Consider the following 18,569-nt stretch of genomic DNA (forward strand, 5'->3'; position numbering starts at 1 on the left):
TTTAGTACACTTATGGCGTTTGACCTTGATTTATTATGGCGAGTTCCAGCCGGCTTAGCAATGTTCTGCCACGCTAAACTTGCGCTACCGTTTAGCCCCGCCCCGGTAACTTCTTCCACGTCACTTCGTTACGTACGTATAAAGGCTCCAAATGGATGGCTTCAACACTGTGCCGCGGCCAGCTTAATTGTGCATATTGCAACATATCCAATGCTCGTGGTAAGCGTATCTCAGTCTGTTGCGTAACTCGCTGTGGGTCCAGTTGCGCTGCGTAAACTGGCCACGCACTGCCGACCGCCACGCTATCGGCACTGACATCGGCGAGCGCCGTTGGCGCACACACACAAGGCGCCAGCGTCTCGATTAATTGCCCAGCCGCGTCACTCTGAAAACGGGCGAGATAGATTTCACTCATGCGCGCGTCAATTGCCGCGATGATGTCACTATTAGGGTACGACTGCGCGGCACGATAGGCCATTGCTGTTAAGGTAGGTACCGCTAATACCGGTACGCCCACACTAAAAGCCAACCCCTGAGCAATCGCTATACCAATACGTACACCGGTAAAGCTGCCAGGTCCAGCGCCCACCACCACACCATCAATGTCGCGCAAGCTCAGTTGCGCCTCGGCTAAACACTGGTCAACCAAACCCAGCAGGCGCTGCGAATGCTCACGCGGAGCTTCTTGTTGGTCATGCCAGTATTGCTGACCGTTAGTCAAGGCTACCGAACAGTTTTCGGTAGCCGTATCAATTGCCAATAAAATTGTCATGTTGTCTGTCGAGATTGGGTTAAAAATTGACACGCAGTAGCCAGTGAACGAGTACGCTGCATGGCTGGTAAACTGCGTAAAAAGATCTGTCCATATTGTCGCGTAACGATGCGGTTGTCGCAAACAATCAAGACGCCGCTATCGTCGGCGTCACGGATCAAACGTCCGGCTCCCTGTTTTAACGCGATCACCGCTTGCGGTAACTGAATCATCGAAAAGGCGTCGATACCACGACGTTTGGCATCTTCGATGCGCGCTTGTAATAACGGATCGTCGGGCGCGGCAAAAGGCAACTTGTCGATGATCACACAGCGCAATGCATCGCCACGTACATCAACGCCTTCCCAAAACGACGAGGTGCCCAACAAAATGCCATTACCTGCAGCACTAAATTGCGCCAGCAGATCGCGTTTTCCGCTAGTACCTTGTACAAATAATGGACGCGTACTGTGTTCGCTTAGTGCCGTTGCCATGCGTTGTAACATGCGATGACTGGTAAACAGCACAAAGGTACCACCGTCATTATCGCGCGTTGCCGTTAAAATCACCTCCAATAAGGCGCTTTCCATCTCACGCTCATGCGGTTGTGGCAGCTGGCGCGGCAAGCAAAACATGGCTTGCTCGGCAAAATTGAATGGGCTCGCCAACTGCAATGTCTGAGCGGGCTTTAAGCCTAAACGATCGACATAATGACTAAAGTCGTCAGCAATAGCTAAGGTCGCGGAGGTAAACACCCAGCTCATCTCACTCTCTTGCAAGTAACGGCCAAAGCGCTCAGCAACGCTAAGTGGCGTCTGATGCAAAATGACATGCCGAGCGGTGGTTTCAAACCAAAAGCTATAGCCGTTGCGCTCGGTATCTTGTAACTGCTGCCACTTATGCATGAAACTGACACAGCGCTCGTACAAGTTATCCAGCGTCTCGTTCCGACCTAGTGCTGTTTTCATCACCGTCATCAACAATTCTAGGTTTTCTTGCAAGCGCTGCCCAGCCGCGGTAATGCTCGGCTGTTTGACCCATTCTCGCCAGTTGCCCCGCATAGCATCATGGGGGAACGCCAAGCGCCAGTCTTTCACGCTGCTGATGAGCTTTTCGCTAATACGGCTGAGTTGTGCAAGATCTTTTAATTCGGTCATGTATAGCAAGCGCAAATCTTCTGCCATATCGCTCAGCTGTCGTGTCGACAACGCCTCACCAAAATAATCACTGGCGATATCGGGTAGCTGGTGTGCTTCGTCAAAAATGACAGCGTCAGCGGCTGGGATCAGCTCACCAAAACCAACGTCTTTTAATGCCAAGTCAGCGAAAAACAAGTGGTGGTTGACAACCACCAAGTCGGCTTCCATGGCTTGCCGACGAGCTTTCACCAAATAGCAATCTTCATAAAACGGGCATTCACGACCCAAGCAGTTATCTTGGGTGCTGGTCACTTGTGGCATGATACTCGCGTCTTCCGCCAACAAATTAAGCTCACCCACATCGCCGCTGCGGGTACGTTGCGCCCATTGCTTGATGGTTAATAGCTGTTGCTGCACGGCTTTTGACCATTGCCCGCTTTCCGCAGTGGCTTGCTGCAAACGCTGAATGCAAAGGTAGTTAGCACGCCCTTTTAGTAAGGCGACTTGTTTATTCGGTGCCAGGCTATCGCGCAAACGCGGTAAGTCACGGTAGAACAACTGCTCTTGCAGATTTTTGGTACCGGTCGAAATGATTGCTTTTTTGGGATGCAGCAACACCGGTGCCAGATAGGCAAAGGTTTTGCCGGTGCCGGTCTCGGCTTCGACCACCAGTTGCCCGTGCTGCTGCAGCGCAGCGGCGACCGCAGTGGCCATTTGCTGCTGAGCTAAACGCGGCTTGAAGCCATCGATGGATTGTTGCAACGCGCCCGCTTCGGCAAATACAGCAGCGACACGTTCGGCTAAGCGCGACATGAAAACCCAATTGAAAATAACGGTGAGTATTGGCCGATAGTATCGCACAGCCAGGCGCTGCTGATAAGTCGTTTAACCTCGTAGTGCCATCGTTGTTAGCTGCAAATTTAAGTTCATGAGCTATAGCAACAATCATTAAGGATTGCGCCGCCACCGTCTTACACGGCGAGAGCGCTTGATAGCTTTACATGCTTACACAAAGGTGTCGATGTGATTGCCCTTAGTTGGCTCTAATTCGTTATCGGTCGTTTCTGGCTGTGGGATCTGCGACTCTGGGCTCGCCTGCTGCTCGGCTTGGCCATCGTTGCCATCGCCAGCGGCACCGTAACCGCCACCATCGAGCTGTTGCTCGTCAAGTTTAGCTAAGCGCTCAGCGGGGCTAATTTGATGAATACGCAGCGTGTCACGCGTCACGGTTCGCTGCGTGTCGCGCGGTACCAGGGGTAATATTGCGTCTAAGCTTGGCATGGCTTGTCACCCTTGCTGGTTAACCAGCACTCACTTCATCGGTTTAAACTGCCTACCTCGCGCTGTTATCCGGCGCCGGCTCGATCACGGCAGTTGACTAGACAACTTTTTTACTCAGTATAGCCTGATATCGGCAATACGGCATAAAACCTAAGGGTTGCATTTATTTTTTTAATCGATACAATCTATACAACTTAATCAAAACAACGATGAGAGCAACCCTATGTACGTCCTTAATAACTGGCATCATCACCATCTATTATTAAGCTAGCCGCACATTTGTTGCGTTGAAGGCTAGCCACTGGTGCTTGCCTTCCTCAACTATACAACCCCTGGAAGGCCTACCTTTCGGGGGTTTTGTTTTTTTACAGGAGTGACTATGTCGGAACGATTAACGATTGCCATCCAAAAGTCGGGGCGCTTAAGTAAAGAGTCCTTAGCCTTGTTGCAAGCTTGCGGCGTAAAATTCAGTATTCATCAGGCGCGCTTGCTGGCCCACAGCACCAGTCACCCTATCGATCTTTTGCGCGTACGCGATGATGATATTCCTGGTTTGGTGATGGATGGCGTAGTGGACGTTGGCTTGGTCGGGGAAAACGTACTTGAGGAAGTGCGGTTAGAACGTGAAGCAACCTCACAACGTGCCGACTACATCGATCTGCGTGCCCTCGATTTTGGTCAATGCCGATTATCGTTAGCGCTGCCCAAAGAACAAAGCCAGTTATCGCTAGCGGATCTTGCCGGCAAGCGCATCGCTACCACTTATCCATTCTTGTTACAGCGCTTTTTAAAAACTCAACAAATTGATGCCCAAGCGGTCATGCTGACCGGCTCGGTCGAGGTTGCTCCGCGCGCGGGTTTAGCTGACGCCATCTGTGATTTAGTTTCAACCGGAGCCACGTTAGAAGCCAATGGCTTAGTTGAAACGCAAGTCATCTTTCGCTCACGCGCCAAACTGATTCAACGAAAACAACCCTTGTCACCGGCAAGGCAGCAACTACTGCAACAGTTATTACCGCGTTTAGATGGTGTGCAGCAAGCCAAAGAAAGCAAATATATTATGCTGCACGCGCCCAAACAGCGCTTAGACGAGGTGGTAGCGTTATTACCCGGCGCCGAAGCCCCCACCCTGTTGCCCTTGTCGGATCAGCAGCAACAAGTCGCGGTACACATGGTCAGCACCGAAACGCTGTTTTGGGAAACCATGGAACAACTAAAAGCCATCGGTTGTAGCTCTATTTTAGTGCTACCCATTGAAAAGATGATGGGGTAAACGATGCAAAGCATAATTTGGAACGACCTCAGTAACGAGCAACAACAGCAGCTACTGCAACGTCCCTTACAAAGTGTGTCGGCACAAACCCAGGCGCAGGTCGACGACATCATCGAGTTGGTGCGAAGCCAAGGCGACGCCGCATTAAAGGCGCTAACCGCGCGTTTTGACGGCTGCCAACTTGAACAGTTGCGCTATAGCGAAGCGGATATCGCCGCGCAAGCGGCAAAACTGGATAGTGACAGTCGTGCGGCGATTGATTGCGCTTACCAAACCATTAGCCGCTTCCATCAGGCCCAGCAACCACAAGATATCAAGGTCGAAACCGTCAAGGGCGTAACCTGTGAGCTACGTTATCAAGCGCTAGAGTCCGTGGGCTTATACATTCCTGGCGGTAGTGCAGTGCTGCCTTCGACCGCCTTGATGCTGGGTATACCGGCGCAGTTAGCCAACTGCCGTCGTCGCGTTTTAGTCACTCCTCCCGCCGCCGACGGCAGCTTATCACCGGCCTTAATGTATGCCGCACAACGTTGCGGTATTAGTGAGGTGTATCGGGTTGGTGGTGCGCAAGCGATTGCCGCGCTGGCTTTTGGCAGCGAGAGTATCGCTCCGGTCGATAAAATTTTTGGTCCCGGTAACAGTTATGTCACGACCGCCAAACAGCGGGTCAGCCAGAGCGCACGAGGCTGTGCCATCGATATGCCTGCCGGCCCCTCAGAATTATTGGTGATCGCCGACGCCAAAGCCAATCCAGCTTATGTTGCCGCCGATTTGCTGTCGCAAGCAGAGCACGGCGCCGATTCACAGGTTATTTTGCTCAGTGATAACGATGCGCTGTTAACCGCAGTTAGTCGTCAGCTAAGCCAACAACTGCGCACTTTAGCGCGCGCGAGCATTGCTCAACAGGCCCTGACCCACAGTCGCTTTATTCGCGTCGACTCGATTGCCGAAGCGGTAGCCATTAGCGAGCGCTATGCGCCCGAGCACTTATCCTTGCAAGTCCGCGATGAGCAACGTTGGTTAGCTCAACTCAGTCGTGCTGGCAGTATTTTTGTTGGACCTTATACGCCCGAATCGGGTGGTGATTACGCAACCGGCACCAACCATGTATTGCCTACCGACGGTTTTGCCGCGAGCTATAGTAGCTTAGGTTTACTCGACTTTTATCGTCGTTACACAGTGCAGCGCGCCAGTCGCCAAGGCTTAGCCACTCTAGCCCCGGCTATCACCCGCTTAGCTGAACTAGAAAGTTTGGATGCACACGCACGCGCGGTCAGCATCCGTTTTGCTGCAGTGGAGGTGAACTCATGAGTCTTGCTCAGCAATTGCAACGCCAACATTTATCCAGTTTGGTCCCCTACGCTTCGGCGCGGCGCAATGCCAACAGCGACACGCCAGCATTATGGCTGAATGCCAATGAGTCGCCCTACAGCACGGATTATACGCTTGATTGCAGCGACTTGAACCGCTATCCGGCATTTCAGTCAGCGGCATTAAATCAGGCTTACGCCGCGTATGCAAAGGTTGCCGAGCAACAAGTATTGAGTTGCCGCGGCAGCGACGAAGCTATCGATTTACTGATCCGAGCGTTTTGCGAACCAAACCGTGACGCGGTGATGATCACAACACCAACCTATGGCATGTATGCCATCTCTGCGGCGACGCAGGGTGCCGCCGTCATTGATGTGCCGTTATTGCTGAACGCCAGCCAAAGTAACGCAGCCGGACAACTGGATGTCGACGCTATCTGTCAACGTTTACAAGACATCAATGCTGACCTAGCTGTTAAATTGGTTTTTCTGTGCAGCCCCAGCAACCCGTTAGCTAATGACCTACAACCAGAGTCATTAAAACGTGTGCTAAATGCCGCTAGCGAGCACGCCTTGGTGGTGGTTGATGAAGCTTACATCGAGTTTAGTCAGCAACCCTCAATTAGTAGTTGGTTAAATGATTATCCAAACTTAGTCGTGTTGCGCACGCTATCAAAAGCTTTTGGCTTGGCCGGCGCGCGCTGCGGTTTTGCCTTAGCCAATAGCGACGTGATTCAAGTACTCCAAAAAGTACTGGCGCCCTACCCGTTACCAGAACTAACCCTGCAGGTCGCGCAACAAGCGCTAGAAGCCAGCGCTATAGCGCACATGCAAGCGTCTGTGCAGCGCACCGCCGTTGAGCGTATGCGCTGGCAACAAGCGTTGGCACAACTGGCGGGAGTAGACCACGTTTATCCGAGCGTGACTAACTTTATCTTGCTTGCCGTCGATGATGCTAACGCGCTGGTTAACCACTGCCGCGCCGATGGCATTTTAATTCGTGACCAATCGGCGCAACCGGGATTAAACAATTGTGTCCGCATCAGCATCGGCAGTGCCGACCAGAATCAACGCTGCTTAACCAGCTTGCAGCGCTACTTTGCTGACCGTCATGCGGCTATGGAGAAGTAATGAGAGAAGCCATATTATTTATCGACCGCGATGGCACCTTGGTGCAGGAGCCACCCATTGACAAGCAACTCGACAGTCTTAGTAAGTTGGCGTTTGAACCGCATGTCATACCGGTATTGCTGCGCTTGCAACGCGCTGGCTATCGCTTGGTCATGGTCAGTAACCAAGATGGCCTAGGCAGCGACAGCTTTCCACAAGCTGATTTTGACGCGCCGCAGCAGTTTATTTTGCAAACCTTTAGCTCACAAGGCATTAACTTTGACGAGATCCTGATATGCCCACACTTTGCCGAAGCTAACTGTAGCTGCCGGAAACCCCGGCTCGGCTTAGTTGAGACGTTTTTGCAACAACAACGTTTAGACTTTGCTCGCTCCTATGTTATCGGTGACCGCGAGACCGACCTGCAGCTAGCGCGTAATATGGGCATTCAAGGGATCCGTTACGACCGCCAGCAGTGTCATTGGTTGCACATCGCCGAACAACTGTTAGAGCAACCGCGCACGGCATCAGTGGTGCGCACCACGCGCGAAACCGACATCCGCGTGGATGTTAATCTGGATAGCCCGACGCCGGTTAAGATTCAAACCGGTATCGGCTTTTTTGACCATATGCTCGAGCAAATTGCCACCCACGCGGGTATTGCACTCAATGTAGCGGTTAGTGGCGACCTACACATTGACGACCATCACACCGTTGAAGATACGGCGTTGGCGTTGGGACAAGCGTTGCGCCAAGCACTAGCTGATAAACGCGGTATCGCTCGTTTCGGTTTTAGTCTGCCCATGGACGAGTGCCGCGCCGATTGTGTATTAGACCTGTCGGGGCGTCCTTACTTACAGTTTTCTGCGGACTTTAGCCGTCCACAAGTGGGGCAAATGAATACCGAGATGGTGCCACACTTTTTTCGCTCGCTGACCGATGCAATGGCCATCAGCTTACACTTAAGTACCACCGAGGGTAACAGTCACCATCAAGTGGAAAGCTTATTCAAAGTGTTTGGCCGCGCGTTAGGCCAAGCCATTGCTCAGACCGAACAAGACACGCTGCCATCCAGTAAAGGAGTATTAGCATGAATGAGCGAGCGTTACCGGTGGTTATCATCAATACCGAGTGTGCCAATTTAGCGTCGGTGGCTAATGCCGTTAAACGACTCGGTTATCCAGCCCTAGTCAGTGATGATGCCGGTCACATTGAGCGTGCTGAGCGTGTCATTTTACCCGGTGTTGGCAGCGCAGCAGCGGCCATGCGTAGCTTACAGCAAAAGCAGCTAGTGCATGTCATTCAACAACTGCAGCAGCCATTATTAGGCATCTGTTTGGGGATGCAGCTACTCACCGACTATTCCAGCGAGGGTGATGTGCGTTGTCTAGGCGTGATCCCGGGCCAGACCGAACGCCTGCAAGTGGCGCAGCAGCAGGAACAAACCCTGCCATTACCACATATGGGCTGGAATACGTTGCAGCAATGCCACCCCGCTCAGACAGCTTTACGTGACAACGATTATTACTATTTTGTCCATAGCTACGCCGTGGCGGTGAACGATTACACGTTAGCGAGCTGCCATTACGGCCAGACATTCGCTGCGGTCATCGGCCATAACAATTTTTACGGTACGCAGTTCCACCCTGAGCGCTCAGGCGCTGCGGGCGCGAGACTACTACAGCAATTTTTGGAGAATGGACAATGCTGATCCCTGCTATCGATCTGATTGACGGTCAAGTGGTGCGTTTACGACAGGGCGACTTTAATCGTCAGACCACCTTTGCCAGTAGCCCGTTGGCATTAGCGCAAGACTATCAACAACAAGGGGCGGAATGGCTACATCTGGTCGATTTAGACGGTGCCCGAAACCCCGCACAACGACAGTTGCCATTAATCACTGAAATCGCGCAGACAGTTGGTTTGCGCTGTCAGGCTGGTGGCGGAGTGCGTAGTCGTACCGACCTTGAACAATTGCTGCAAAGCGGTATTGAACGGGTAGTGGTCGGTAGCGTCGCGGTGCAGCAGCCACAGCTGGTTAGCGCTTGGCTACGCCAGTTTGGTGGCGAACGGATAGTGGTCGCCATCGACGTCAATATCGCCGCCGATGGCGTCGCCTATGCAGCCACCAACGGCTGGCAAGCCGCCAGCCAACAGCCCATCGAAGCGGTATTAGCGCCGTTATTAACCAACGGTTGTCAACACGTACTTTGTACCGACATTAGCCGCGACGGCATGCTCAATGGCAGCAATGTGGCACTCTATCGGCGCTTAAAACAACACTACCCACAATTACAATGGCAAGCCTCTGGCGGTGTCGCCAGTGTTGATGATTTGCGCCAGCTAAAACAACAAGGCTGTGATAGCGTCATCCTCGGCCGCGCCTTGTTAGATGGTCGTTTTACTCTGAAGGAGGCATTAGCATGCTGGCAAAACGCATAATTCCTTGCTTGGACGTACGTGACGGACAAGTGGTTAAAGGCGTGCAGTTTCGCCAGCACCAAGTGGTTGGCGATATTCTGCAATTGGCCCAACGCTATGCCAACGAGGGCGCCGATGAACTGGTGTTTTACGACATCACCGCATCGACCGAGCAGCGCGTAGTCGATAAATCCTGGGTTTCTCGTATCGCCGAGTACTTAGACATTCCGTTTACCGTTGCCGGTGGCATTCGCAGCCTGCAACAAGCACGCGAACTATTAGCCATGGGCGCCGATAAAATATCGATTAACTCGCCCGCGTTGCAGCAGCCGCAACTGATCGACAAGCTGGTGTCCGAATTTGGTCAACAATGTGTGGTTATCGGTATTGACAGTTTTTATGACAACGACAGCCAACGCTACCAAGTGTATCAATTTACCGGCGACGAGAGCCGTGCTCAAGCGACGCGGTGGCAAGCTGCGCAGTGGCTACATGAAGTGGTTGACCGTGGCGCTGGCGAGGTGGTGTTAAACTGTATGAACCAAGACGGTGTTAGAAACGGCTATGACATTGCACAACTGCGTGCCTTACGGCCACACTGCCCGGTACCGCTGATTGCCTCTGGCGGCGCCGGCACCATAGCGCACTTTATTGAGGTGTTTCAGCAAGCCAACGTTGATGGCGCGCTTGCTGCCTCGGTATTTCATAAGCAACTGATCGCTATCGATCCGCTTAAGCAGGCGTTAGCTGCAGCAAATATTAATGTACGCCCCACTTGTTACTCACCCCAATAAGGAAGTCAACATGACAGTACAGCGACAATCACTGACTGACGCCGATTTAGGCAAATTGGCTTGGCAAAAAGGTGCAGGTTTGCTGCCCTGCGTAGTGCAACACGCACTCACCGGGCAAGTGTTAATGCTCGGTTATATGACCCGTGAAAGCGCCGCAATGTCGCTACAAAGCGGTAAAGTGACATTTTTTAGTCGCAGTAAGCAACGACTCTGGTGTAAAGGCGAAAGCTCAGGCCATTTTTTGCTATTGCAACACTTATATGGCGATTGCGACGACGATAGCCTTTTAGCATTAGCGTTGCCCGAAGGACCGACGTGCCACTTGGGTAGCAATAGTTGCTTTACCGATCAGGCCCAGCCTACGTTAGCGTTACTGCAACAAACCATAACCGAGCGCGCGACAAACGTAAGTGACGACAGTTACACCGCAACACTGTTACAAGGTGGTGTTAAACGGGTTGCCCAAAAAGTCGGGGAAGAAGGGGTTGAGGTGGCGCTCGCGGCGGTTGCCGAGGACGACCAGTCTCTTTGCAACGAAGCCGCCGACTTGCTTTATCACCTATTAGTTACTTTACAAGCACGGCAGCTAAGCTTAACCGATGTGCTAACGGTGTTACAGCAGCGTCAGCGTTAACGGCATTATTCAACAGTGGCCTCGCTAGCTAAGCTATGGTCACTGTTGCGGTGATGTTTAACGATATAGCGTAAACGCCAACTCAGTAGAATGGCAGCACAGGTTAGCCCGGTAATAAAACCGATCCAGAAGCCAGCGGCTCCCATTGCCGGCACCAGCCAGTCGGTTAAGCCGAGAATAGCACCGACCGACAAGCCAAATGGCCAATACGAGACAAAAGTGATGAGCATTGCCATATTGGTGTCTTTATAACCGCGCAAGGTACCAATATTAATCGCCTGAAAGGTATCCGACAGGGTAAAAATTGCCGCTAACCCCATTAACTGCGCGGCCAGTACGATGATAGCTTGATTGTCGGTATATAAACCCGCCAACCAACTACCGCCTAAGTACATGCCAATACCATTGACCGCGGCAAAGCTCATGCCCAGCACCATGGCTAAACGGTAACTGCGCATCGCATTGGCTGGCGTACCAGCGCCAAGTGCAAAACCCACCCGCAAGGTAATCGCCATCGACAAGCTCATCGGCACCATATACACCAACGCCGAAATATTCATCGCTATCTGATGTGACGACACCACTTCAGGCCCTAACGGGGCAATTAATAATGCCACGGCAGCAAATAAGCTGACCTCGAAAAAAATCGCCATAGCGATAGGGAAACCCAAACGGATCAGATAAACCACGTCATCCCAATTTGGCCAATAAATGCGGCTAAACAATTTAATCTCGCGAAAGCGTTTGGCGCTGTAGACATAGAGCAACATGCTCAGCCCCATCACCCATAACACAATGGCAGAGGCTAAGCCGCAACCAGCGCCGCCCATCGCTGGCACACCAAAATGGCCGTGAATAAATATGTAGTTGGCTGGAATGTTGACCAGTAGACCGATACTGGAAATGACCAACGATGGCATGGTGTGCGACAAGCCCTCACAGAAATTACGTAACACCACATAAATCAATAGCGCCGGTAACCCCCAAATAATATAACCCAGATAGTCTAGCGTGACCGCGCGAAACTGTGCTTCGACATCCATCACATCAAGCAATAAAGGCGCGGCTAACACCGTCGCGACAGCTAATAAACCACCTAGTGCACAGCTGTAAAAGCCCTGCTGGGTGATATTGGCGATACGCCATTGTTCATTGGCGCCATGCAAATGCGAAATGACCGGCGCTAACGCTAGCGCTAAGCCAAACATCAACAGTATCGCTGGTAGCCAGATACTACCGCCCACCGATACCGCCGCTAAATCGACCGCTCCAGCCTGCCCAGCCATCAACGTATCAACCACGCTCATGAGCGTTTGTGTCACTTGCGCAACGAGGATCGGACCGGTGAGCTTGGCCAGTTTAATCAATTCACTGCGATAACTACTGACGACTTGCAAAGTGATAACTCTCTTGTTGTTGGCTAGCCACACTAGCCCAGATTTACTCAATAAATAGTTGGTAGGCTTGATCAAGGGCATCTACCACGCGTTGCATGTCGTCATCCCTATTATTCAAGCCCCATGACAAGCGTACCACCGAACTGAGACCGAGTTGCTGTAACAGCGGCTGCGCGCAATGCTGGCCAGCACGTACAGCAATGCCCGCTTCGTCTAACATGAAAGCCAAATCCTGACTATGAATCGACTCACAGTAAAGACTGAGCAGCGGAATTCGACGGCTCGTGTTGGCGGCCACTCGCTGTAACCACGGTCGCTGCGCCAACTGTTGCTGAAGCCAGTTAAACGATTGCTCGACTTGTGCTTGGTGTGGCGCTTGTTCAGCAAACCATTGCAGCGCATTGGTTAAGCCGACGGCTGCGGCCACGTTGGGTGTACCGGCCTCAAATCGGTGTATATCCGGCAACCAGCTGGCACTGAACGGGGTAACTTGCGCGACCATACCACCACCCCGGATCTGCGGTGTTAACTGCGGCCACCAGTCGGCGGCTAAATACATTACCGCGACCCCGACTGGGGCATACACTTTATGCGCTGAAAACACCAAGGCATCACACTGCAACTGGTCAACGTCAAGCGCTAAATGAGCAGCGCTCTGCGCCGCATCAACAATGACCCGAGCGCCCTGTTTATGGGCATGCCGACAAATCTCTTCAACGGGGTTGATAACGCCCGAGACATTGGACACATGAGTGATCGCGACTAAATCGGTATCGCTATCAATCAATTGCTGCCACTGTTGTATCTCGCCACTTTCGACAGCAACCGGCAGCACCACAAACTCGGCGCCGCAACGTTGTGCTAAATATTGCCAAGGCAGCCAATTAGCGTGATGTTCCGCAGCACTAACAACAATTTTACGTAAATCAGGTTGCTGCTCCGCCAACATCAAGGCCAAATGATTGAGCGCTTGCGTAGTACTGGTTTGTAAGCTCACATCGGCAGCGTTAGCGCCGATGAATGTGGCAGCAGTTTGCCGACACCGTTCCCACGCTTCAGTCGCTGAACGGGCGCGTTGATGGGCGCCACGGTGAGCGTTAGCGTGCGCGTACTGCCAGTATTGTTGCTGCGCGTTCAACACCGATATGGGTAATTGGCTAGTTGCAGCGTTATCCAGATAGATCAGGTCACTATCGGTTAAATAGGAAAACTGTTCGCGGCAGCTCAACATGACAAGCTCATCGGGGTTACTGACGGTTAGCCTGCTAGTATATCAGGCTAACCCCAGCACCACACACCTTAGTCTCACTAAACGCCGGCCTATTTTGACGCCAGTAAAAACGCCAACAAATGCGTGTTCACCTCTTCGGCGTGAGTGATTGGACCCATATGACCTGCTGCGATAGTCACTTGCTGCAAATTAGCTAACACCGTCGACAATGCTTGCGCGACGGCATGAGCACTACGCCGACTATAACGTCCTTGCAGTAATAGCGTGGGCTGTTCAATCGCGGCGTAATCAGCTAGCCCCAAAGGCTCATTGATCAAGGCCTGAAAATCCAAACTGACCTTGGCATTCTGTTGCACCATCAAAGTTTGTATGCGACTGGGTAACGCGTCAAAAAAGCCGGCATCGTTCCAGTAATCGACAAAAGCGCGGGTGGCACCGCGTTCATCTAAGGTTTCGACTTGCTCGCTAACACTAAATATTTCAGCACGCGCTGGCGAGTCCTCAGCTAATACGTTGAATGCTACCGGTTCATACACCGCTAAACGGTCTACAGCAAAAGGCTGCTGCAGCGCCAATTTCAAGGCCAGCGCGCCACCATAGGAGTGTCCCACTAGCGTCAATGGCTGGGTAATCGCTAAAGCCTCGATGATCGCCTGTAGACGCTCTACCTCGACGCTAAAACGAAAAAAATCGCTAGCGGGTGTGGCGGGTGCTTGCCCATAGCCGTATAGGTCGACAGCGATAACAAAACGCTGTGTCTGTATCTGTTCGATTAACCCCCGCCACTGTCCGCTATTACTTTGCGAACTGTGTAATAGCAGTAACGGTGCCTGCTGTCGATCACCGTAACAATGTACGCCAGGCAATTGCATTGATTTGTCCATTTAACGCTAAGCCATTAAACGTTGTATGGCGACGCCCAATAAATAGCCGCTACTTAATAACAACACGGTGAAATTTAACAACACGCCAACGCTTCTTGCTAGCGACACGCCGGCATTGCTGCTCAGGCCAATCGCATGGAAAACACGCGCGATGAATAACCCAGCTCCTAAGCTATGCAACAACAATGGCGAAGCACCTAAAAAAGCCATTAAAGTCAAAATCAATAACAGCAAGGGTACATATTCGATAAAATTACCGTGCGCACGAATGGCCGTTTGTAAAGATAGTTCTTTACCACTACCAATGCCCACCCGATAGCGCCAACGCAAACGAATAATCCGAGCCGATAGCACAAACAATAATAACGCTAACAGCGATGCATAAAGCCCGACGATAGTTAATGATTCAGTCATGTGATGCCTATTGCTTATGATTAGAAGTATTAGCTTGCAAGATAGCATAAAAAAACCCAACCGGAAGTTGGGTTTAGCGATTTAATTTGGTTTTAATACGACCATAAAAAAACCTAGCGAACAATTGTCGACTAATTAAATAATTGTGCCAGTTCTTTGCTGATTTCAGCGACAGGCTGGGTACCATCGATACGATGATAGTGAGTTTTGTCTTGCTCAGCCAAGCGTCGATAATAATCCACTAACGGCTCGGTTTGCTCGTGATAAATTGCCAAACGCTTACGTACGGTTTGCTCTTTATCATCATCACGAATGATCAGTTCTTCACCGGTAACGTCATCTTTGCCCGCTTGTTGTGGGGGGTTGTGCTCTACGTGATAAACTCGACCTGAGCCTGGATGCACGCGGCGACCGCTCATGCGCTTAACGATTACATCGTCAGGCACAGCAAATTCCAGCACATAATCAATTATAATACCTTCTTCTTGCATCGCATCAGCTTGCGGGATTGTGCGCGGAAACCCGTCTAGCAAAAAGCCGTTTTTGCAATCTGCTTGCGCAATACGCTCTTTCACCAAGCCTATCATAATGTCGTCAGACACCAGCTTACCGGCGTCCATGACTTGCTTGGCTTTTTTGCCTAGCTCGGTGCCGGCACTTATCGCCGCACGCAGCATATCGCCAGTAGAAATCTGTGGAATACCGTAGTTCTTCATTAAGAACTGCGCTTGGGTGCCTTTGCCTGCGCCGGGAGCCCCTAGCAAGATAATGCGCATGTATAACCTCGTATTTTTGACATTAACAGTCATTTGACATTAACAGGAAAAAGATATGCCCGAACTTTACCGAGTTGTCAGCCGCTTTACAAGTCTGTAAACAGCGCCAGTACAGGGCTTTAGACTATAGTCTCAGTACTGACGCTGGTTACCATGCGGGTTATAGCCTGCTATCAGGCGTTTTTGTCACGCAGCTGTAACATTAATTTGTTAAGCCGCGATACATAGCTGGCGGGATCTTTCAGGCTACCTCGTTCGGCTAGCGTGGCCTGATCAAGCAATACCTCAGCCCACTCCGCGAACAGACTCTGATCGTCAACGGCGCTAACATGTTGCACGAGCGGGTGAGATGGATTTAACTCAAAAATATATTTGGTTTCCGGCACTTTCTGACCGGCGGCCTCCATCAGCTTCGCCATTTGCGTGCTCATATCATTGTCATCGGTAATGATACAGGCCGGTGAATCGGTCAAACGATGAGTGACACGAACATCTTTGACGCGTTCACCTAAAGCGGTTTTAAAGCGCGTTAGCTGTTCGGCAAAGTCTTTCTCGGCAGCTTCCTGTTCGGCTTTATCTTGCTCGTCATCTAGTTCGCCCAAGTCTAAATCGCCACGCGTCACCGACTGCAACGGCTTGTCACTGTATTCGTCTAAGTGACTCATGAGCCATTCGTCAATGCGGTCAAACATCAATAAGACTTCGACGCCTTTTTTACGGAAGATTTCCAAGGCCGGGTTGTTCTTAGCCGCTTCATAGCTATCAGCAACGATGTAATAAATCTTATCTTGGCCATCTTGCATACGGCCGATGTAATCGTCTAACGAGACCTGTTGTTGCGAACTATTTTCGTGGGTAGAGGCAAAACGCAGTAGGCTGGCAATCTTTTCTTTGTTGCCGCTATCTTCTGCTGGCCCCTCTTTAAGCACATTACCAAAGGTATCCCAGAATGTCTGATAACTGGCTTGGTCGTCTTTCGCCAGCTTACTGAGCATCTGTAGTACTTTTTTGGTACTACCGTTGCGCATCGAGCGAGTGATTTTGTTGTCTTGCAAAATTTCACGCGAGACATTTAACGGTAGGTCATTAGAGTCAACCAGACCGCGCACAAAACGCAGATAGGTCGGCATCAATTGCTCAGCATCATCCATAATGAAAACGCGCTTCACGTATAATTTAACGCCGTGTTGCTGATCGCGATTCCAGAGGTCCCAAGGTGCGCGTTTGGGTACATACAATAGGCTCGTATACTCGGTTTTACCCTCGACTTTGTTATGGCTCCATAGCAATGGGTCATCAAAATCATGGGCAACGGTTTTATAAAACTCTTTGTATTCGTCATCGCTAATATCGCCTTTATCGCGAGTCCATAGCGCTTGACCTGAGTTTATGGTTTCCCACTGGCCGGGCTCAGCCGGGATTTTTTCGCCATCCGGGCCGTCACGTTCAGGGGTTTCTTCGCGCCACATTTGAACCGGAATACTAATATGTTCTGAATACTTATTGATGATGCCCCGTAAGCGGAAGTCATCCAGAAACTCTTGGCTGTCCTCACTAATAAACAAGATCACATCGGTGCCGCGGTTAGCTTTATCGATGGTCGCCAGCTCAAACTCGCCCTCACCTTGCGAGCTCCACTCAACTCCTTCGCTGCTGTCGCTAGTGGCAGCGCGTGTGCGCACCACGACTTTATTGGCAACGATAAAAGCAGAATAAAAACCCACACCAAATTGGCCAATCAGCTGACTGTCTCGCGCCTGGTCGCCTGATAACTGACTAAAAAACTCGGCGGTGCCCGACTTGGCAATAGTACCCAAGTTGCGGATCACATCGTCACGGTTCATACCGATACCGTTATCGCTGATAGTGATAGTACCGGCTTCTTTATCGACGCTCAGGCGCACACGTAGCTCACTATCACCTTGATATAAGCTATTATCGCTCAGCGCTTTAAAACGCAGCTTATCGGCTGCATCAGAGGCGTTGGATACCAACTCGCGCAGGAAGATTTCTTTGTTCGAATACAACGAGTGGATCATCAGGTGAAGTAATTGCTTCACCTCGGTTTGAAAACCGTGCTTTTCGGTTTCGCGGGCTTCTGCCATGGCAGTCTCTCCTTACTTACATTGATAACGTATTATCAATGTAAGTGGGGGCTGACCTTAGCTTTTCAAGGGTTATTCGAGGCTTTTGCGACCACTAAAAGCGTGCGTCAGCGTGGTCTGGTCGACGTACTCCAACTCGCCGCCAACCGGCACGCCATGCGCGATGCGACTGGCTTTGACTCGGTACTGACGGGCAATATCAGCGATATAGTGAGCGGTCGCTTCACCTTCAACGGTCGGATTAGTCGCCAATATCACTTCATTAATGGCGCCTCCAGCAAAACGCTCAGCCAAGTTATCTAAGCCGATGTCTTCGGGGCCGATACCATCAAGCGGCGATAAATGCCCCATCAAAACAAAATATAGGCCCTGATATTGACTGGTTTGTTCAATAGCTAACACGTCCGCTGGCGTCTCGACCACACACAGCAAGCCGCTGTCTTGGCGCCGCACGTCTTCACATAAGCGGCAAATGTCGGTTTCGCTAAAGGTTCGACAACGTTGACAACGACCAACCCGCTGACAAGCTTGTTGCAGCGCATCGGCTAAGCTTAAAGCGCCCTCACGATTGCGTTCTAACAGCTGAAAAGCCATCCGTTGCGCGGTTTTTTGACCGACACCGGGCAGCTGCCTCAAGGCTGTAATAAGCTTATCAATAAGCGGACTGATCACCGTCATAACGTGCTTCTCAACAAGGGTTAGCGGATGCCTTAAAACGGCATTTTAAAGCCTGGTGGTAATCCCATACCACCGGTCACTTCAGACATTTTCTCTTTACTCATTTCCTCGACTCGACGCACCGCATCGTTGGTCGCGGCGGCGATTAAATCTTCTAACATTTCCTGATCATCATCAGCCATTAACGATGGATCGATAGCTACGCGACGCACATTATGATTACCCATCATGGTCACTTTAACCATGCCGGCGCCGGCTTCACCGGTCACTTCCATTTCAGCGATCTGCTGCTGAACCTGCTGCATGCGCTCTTGCATTTGTTGCGCCTGCTTCATCATGTTACCTAAACCACCTTTAAACATCGGTTTCTC

19 protein-coding genes are annotated in these 18,569 nt (G+C 51.2%); 8 read left to right on the forward strand and 11 right to left on the reverse strand.

The genetic code is table 11. From position 1 onward, the window contains the following. Nucleotides 1–91: 91 nt before the first annotated feature. The 3 genes from tsaB to A10D4_RS09410 all read right to left on the reverse strand — a co-directional run bounded on the left by tsaB (nucleotide 92) and on the right by A10D4_RS09410 (nucleotide 3,171). Nucleotides 92–772, reverse strand: a complete 681-nt coding sequence (gene tsaB / locus A10D4_RS09400; RefSeq protein ID WP_008489183.1) for a tRNA (adenosine(37)-N6)-threonylcarbamoyltransferase complex dimerization subunit type 1 TsaB — start codon at nucleotides 770–772, stop codon at nucleotides 92–94. Next, the gene (locus tag A10D4_RS09405; RefSeq protein WP_008489184.1) at nucleotides 769–2,703 is read right to left on the reverse strand and encodes a DNA repair helicase YoaA; all 1,935 of its coding nucleotides are present in this window, start codon (nucleotides 2,701–2,703) and stop codon (nucleotides 769–771) included. The genes tsaB and A10D4_RS09405 overlap by 4 nt, the downstream gene beginning before the upstream one ends. Before the next feature lie 192 nt (nucleotides 2,704–2,895). Then, nucleotides 2,896–3,171, reverse strand: a complete 276-nt coding sequence (locus A10D4_RS09410; RefSeq protein WP_008489185.1) for a hypothetical protein — start codon at nucleotides 3,169–3,171, stop codon at nucleotides 2,896–2,898. 373 nt (nucleotides 3,172–3,544) lie between these two features. Between A10D4_RS09410 and hisG the strand changes: the two genes are divergently transcribed. Genes hisG through hisIE form a run of 8 tightly spaced genes read left to right on the forward strand, consistent with a single transcriptional unit; the run spans nucleotide 3,545 to nucleotide 10,713 of the window. Then, nucleotides 3,545–4,444: an ATP phosphoribosyltransferase gene (gene hisG / locus A10D4_RS09415; protein ID WP_040502825.1), complete on the forward strand. Its 900-nt coding sequence runs from the start codon at nucleotides 3,545–3,547 to the stop codon at nucleotides 4,442–4,444. Between the two features lie 3 nt (nucleotides 4,445–4,447). Continuing rightward, nucleotides 4,448–5,755, forward strand: a complete 1,308-nt coding sequence (hisD, locus tag A10D4_RS09420) for a histidinol dehydrogenase (protein WP_008489187.1) — start codon at nucleotides 4,448–4,450, stop codon at nucleotides 5,753–5,755. Continuing rightward, a complete protein-coding gene (gene hisC / locus A10D4_RS09425; protein WP_008489188.1) occupies nucleotides 5,752–6,885 on the forward strand; it encodes a histidinol-phosphate transaminase in 1,134 nt (377 codons plus the stop codon). Before hisD ends, hisC begins: the two co-directional genes overlap by 4 nt. After that, nucleotides 6,885–7,958 carry a bifunctional histidinol-phosphatase/imidazoleglycerol-phosphate dehydratase HisB gene (gene hisB, locus A10D4_RS09430; protein WP_008489190.1) on the forward strand — a complete coding sequence of 358 codons (1,074 nt, stop codon included), beginning with the start codon at nucleotides 6,885–6,887 and terminating at the stop codon, nucleotides 7,956–7,958. Before hisC ends, hisB begins: the two co-directional genes overlap by 1 nt. After that, nucleotides 7,955–8,575: an imidazole glycerol phosphate synthase subunit HisH gene (gene hisH, locus A10D4_RS09435; protein WP_008489191.1), complete on the forward strand. Its 621-nt coding sequence runs from the start codon at nucleotides 7,955–7,957 to the stop codon at nucleotides 8,573–8,575. The genes hisB and hisH overlap by 4 nt, the downstream gene beginning before the upstream one ends. Then, nucleotides 8,569–9,306, forward strand: a complete 738-nt coding sequence (gene hisA, locus A10D4_RS09440) for a 1-(5-phosphoribosyl)-5-[(5-phosphoribosylamino)methylideneamino]imidazole-4-carboxamide isomerase (protein WP_008489193.1) — start codon at nucleotides 8,569–8,571, stop codon at nucleotides 9,304–9,306. The genes hisH and hisA overlap by 7 nt, the downstream gene beginning before the upstream one ends. After that, on the forward strand, nucleotides 9,288–10,079 hold the full coding sequence (gene hisF, locus A10D4_RS09445; protein WP_008489194.1) for an imidazole glycerol phosphate synthase subunit HisF: 792 nt from the start codon (nucleotides 9,288–9,290) through the stop codon (nucleotides 10,077–10,079). Before hisA ends, hisF begins: the two co-directional genes overlap by 19 nt. 10 nt (nucleotides 10,080–10,089) lie before the next feature. Next, nucleotides 10,090–10,713 (forward strand): bifunctional phosphoribosyl-AMP cyclohydrolase/phosphoribosyl-ATP diphosphatase HisIE, encoded by a 624-nt coding sequence (gene hisIE / locus A10D4_RS09450; RefSeq protein ID WP_008489195.1) that lies wholly within the window; start codon nucleotides 10,090–10,092, stop codon nucleotides 10,711–10,713. Between the two features lie 5 nt (nucleotides 10,714–10,718). On the opposite strand, the gene A10D4_RS09455 is transcribed toward hisIE, so the two are convergent. From A10D4_RS09455 to A10D4_RS09490, 8 genes are all read right to left on the reverse strand, one after another. Next, on the reverse strand, nucleotides 10,719–12,110 hold the full coding sequence (locus A10D4_RS09455; RefSeq protein WP_008489196.1) for an MATE family efflux transporter: 1,392 nt from the start codon (nucleotides 12,108–12,110) through the stop codon (nucleotides 10,719–10,721). Between the two features lie 43 nt (nucleotides 12,111–12,153). Next, entirely contained in the window at nucleotides 12,154–13,341 is a 1,188-nt protein-coding gene (locus tag A10D4_RS09460; RefSeq protein ID WP_008489197.1) for an aminotransferase class V-fold PLP-dependent enzyme, read from the reverse strand. A gap of 89 nt (nucleotides 13,342–13,430) precedes the next feature. Continuing rightward, nucleotides 13,431–14,225 carry an alpha/beta fold hydrolase gene (locus A10D4_RS09465; protein WP_237738540.1) on the reverse strand — a complete coding sequence of 265 codons (795 nt, stop codon included), beginning with the start codon at nucleotides 14,223–14,225 and terminating at the stop codon, nucleotides 13,431–13,433. A gap of 6 nt (nucleotides 14,226–14,231) precedes the next feature. Then, nucleotides 14,232–14,639, reverse strand: coding sequence for an MAPEG family protein (locus tag A10D4_RS09470; RefSeq protein ID WP_008489199.1), 408 nt, complete (start codon nucleotides 14,637–14,639; stop codon nucleotides 14,232–14,234). Between the two features lie 131 nt (nucleotides 14,640–14,770). Continuing rightward, nucleotides 14,771–15,415: an adenylate kinase gene (gene adk, locus A10D4_RS09475; protein WP_008489200.1), complete on the reverse strand. Its 645-nt coding sequence runs from the start codon at nucleotides 15,413–15,415 to the stop codon at nucleotides 14,771–14,773. Nucleotides 15,416–15,588: 173 nt separating this feature from the next. Beyond that, a complete protein-coding gene (gene htpG / locus A10D4_RS09480) occupies nucleotides 15,589–17,520 on the reverse strand; it encodes a molecular chaperone HtpG (RefSeq protein WP_008489201.1) in 1,932 nt (643 codons plus the stop codon). A gap of 72 nt (nucleotides 17,521–17,592) precedes the next feature. Then, nucleotides 17,593–18,198 carry a recombination mediator RecR gene (gene recR, locus A10D4_RS09485; RefSeq protein ID WP_008489203.1) on the reverse strand — a complete coding sequence of 202 codons (606 nt, stop codon included), beginning with the start codon at nucleotides 18,196–18,198 and terminating at the stop codon, nucleotides 17,593–17,595. Nucleotides 18,199–18,230: 32 nt separating this feature from the next. Then, nucleotides 18,231–18,560 carry a YbaB/EbfC family nucleoid-associated protein gene (locus tag A10D4_RS09490; protein ID WP_008489205.1) on the reverse strand — a complete coding sequence of 110 codons (330 nt, stop codon included), beginning with the start codon at nucleotides 18,558–18,560 and terminating at the stop codon, nucleotides 18,231–18,233. Nucleotides 18,561–18,569 lie beyond the last annotated feature (9 nt).

This window comes from Idiomarina xiamenensis 10-D-4 (assembly GCF_000299895.1).
GTDB classification, from domain to species: domain Bacteria; phylum Pseudomonadota; class Gammaproteobacteria; order Enterobacterales; family Alteromonadaceae; genus Idiomarina; species Idiomarina xiamenensis.

Bases quoted from the DNA above. Each gene is read 5' to 3' on its own strand.
- tsaB (WP_008489183.1), bottom strand. From the start codon at position 772: ATGACAATTTTATTGGCAATTGATACGGCTACCGAAAACTGTTCGGTA.
- A10D4_RS09405 (WP_008489184.1), bottom strand. From the start codon at position 2,703: ATGTCGCGCTTAGCCGAACGTGTCGCTGCTGTATTTGCCGAAGCGGGC.
- A10D4_RS09410 (WP_008489185.1), bottom strand. From the start codon at position 3,171: ATGCCAAGCTTAGACGCAATATTACCCCTGGTACCGCGCGACACGCAG.
- hisD (WP_008489187.1), top strand. From the start codon at position 4,448: ATGCAAAGCATAATTTGGAACGACCTCAGTAACGAGCAACAACAGCAG.
- hisC (WP_008489188.1), top strand. From the start codon at position 5,752: ATGAGTCTTGCTCAGCAATTGCAACGCCAACATTTATCCAGTTTGGTC.
- hisB (WP_008489190.1), top strand. From the start codon at position 6,885: ATGAGAGAAGCCATATTATTTATCGACCGCGATGGCACCTTGGTGCAG.
- hisH (WP_008489191.1), top strand. From the start codon at position 7,955: ATGAATGAGCGAGCGTTACCGGTGGTTATCATCAATACCGAGTGTGCC.
- hisA (WP_008489193.1), top strand. From the start codon at position 8,569: ATGCTGATCCCTGCTATCGATCTGATTGACGGTCAAGTGGTGCGTTTA.
- hisF (WP_008489194.1), top strand. From the start codon at position 9,288: ATGCTGGCAAAACGCATAATTCCTTGCTTGGACGTACGTGACGGACAA.
- hisIE (WP_008489195.1), top strand. From the start codon at position 10,090: ATGACAGTACAGCGACAATCACTGACTGACGCCGATTTAGGCAAATTG.
- A10D4_RS09460 (WP_008489197.1), bottom strand. From the start codon at position 13,341: ATGTTGAGCTGCCGCGAACAGTTTTCCTATTTAACCGATAGTGACCTG.
- A10D4_RS09465 (WP_237738540.1), bottom strand. From the start codon at position 14,225: ATGGACAAATCAATGCAATTGCCTGGCGTACATTGTTACGGTGATCGA.
- A10D4_RS09470 (WP_008489199.1), bottom strand. From the start codon at position 14,639: ATGACTGAATCATTAACTATCGTCGGGCTTTATGCATCGCTGTTAGCG.
- adk (WP_008489200.1), bottom strand. From the start codon at position 15,415: ATGCGCATTATCTTGCTAGGGGCTCCCGGCGCAGGCAAAGGCACCCAA.
- htpG (WP_008489201.1), bottom strand. From the start codon at position 17,520: ATGGCAGAAGCCCGCGAAACCGAAAAGCACGGTTTTCAAACCGAGGTG.
- recR (WP_008489203.1), bottom strand. From the start codon at position 18,198: ATGACGGTGATCAGTCCGCTTATTGATAAGCTTATTACAGCCTTGAGG.
- A10D4_RS09490 (WP_008489205.1), bottom strand. From the start codon at position 18,560: ATGTTTAAAGGTGGTTTAGGTAACATGATGAAGCAGGCGCAACAAATG.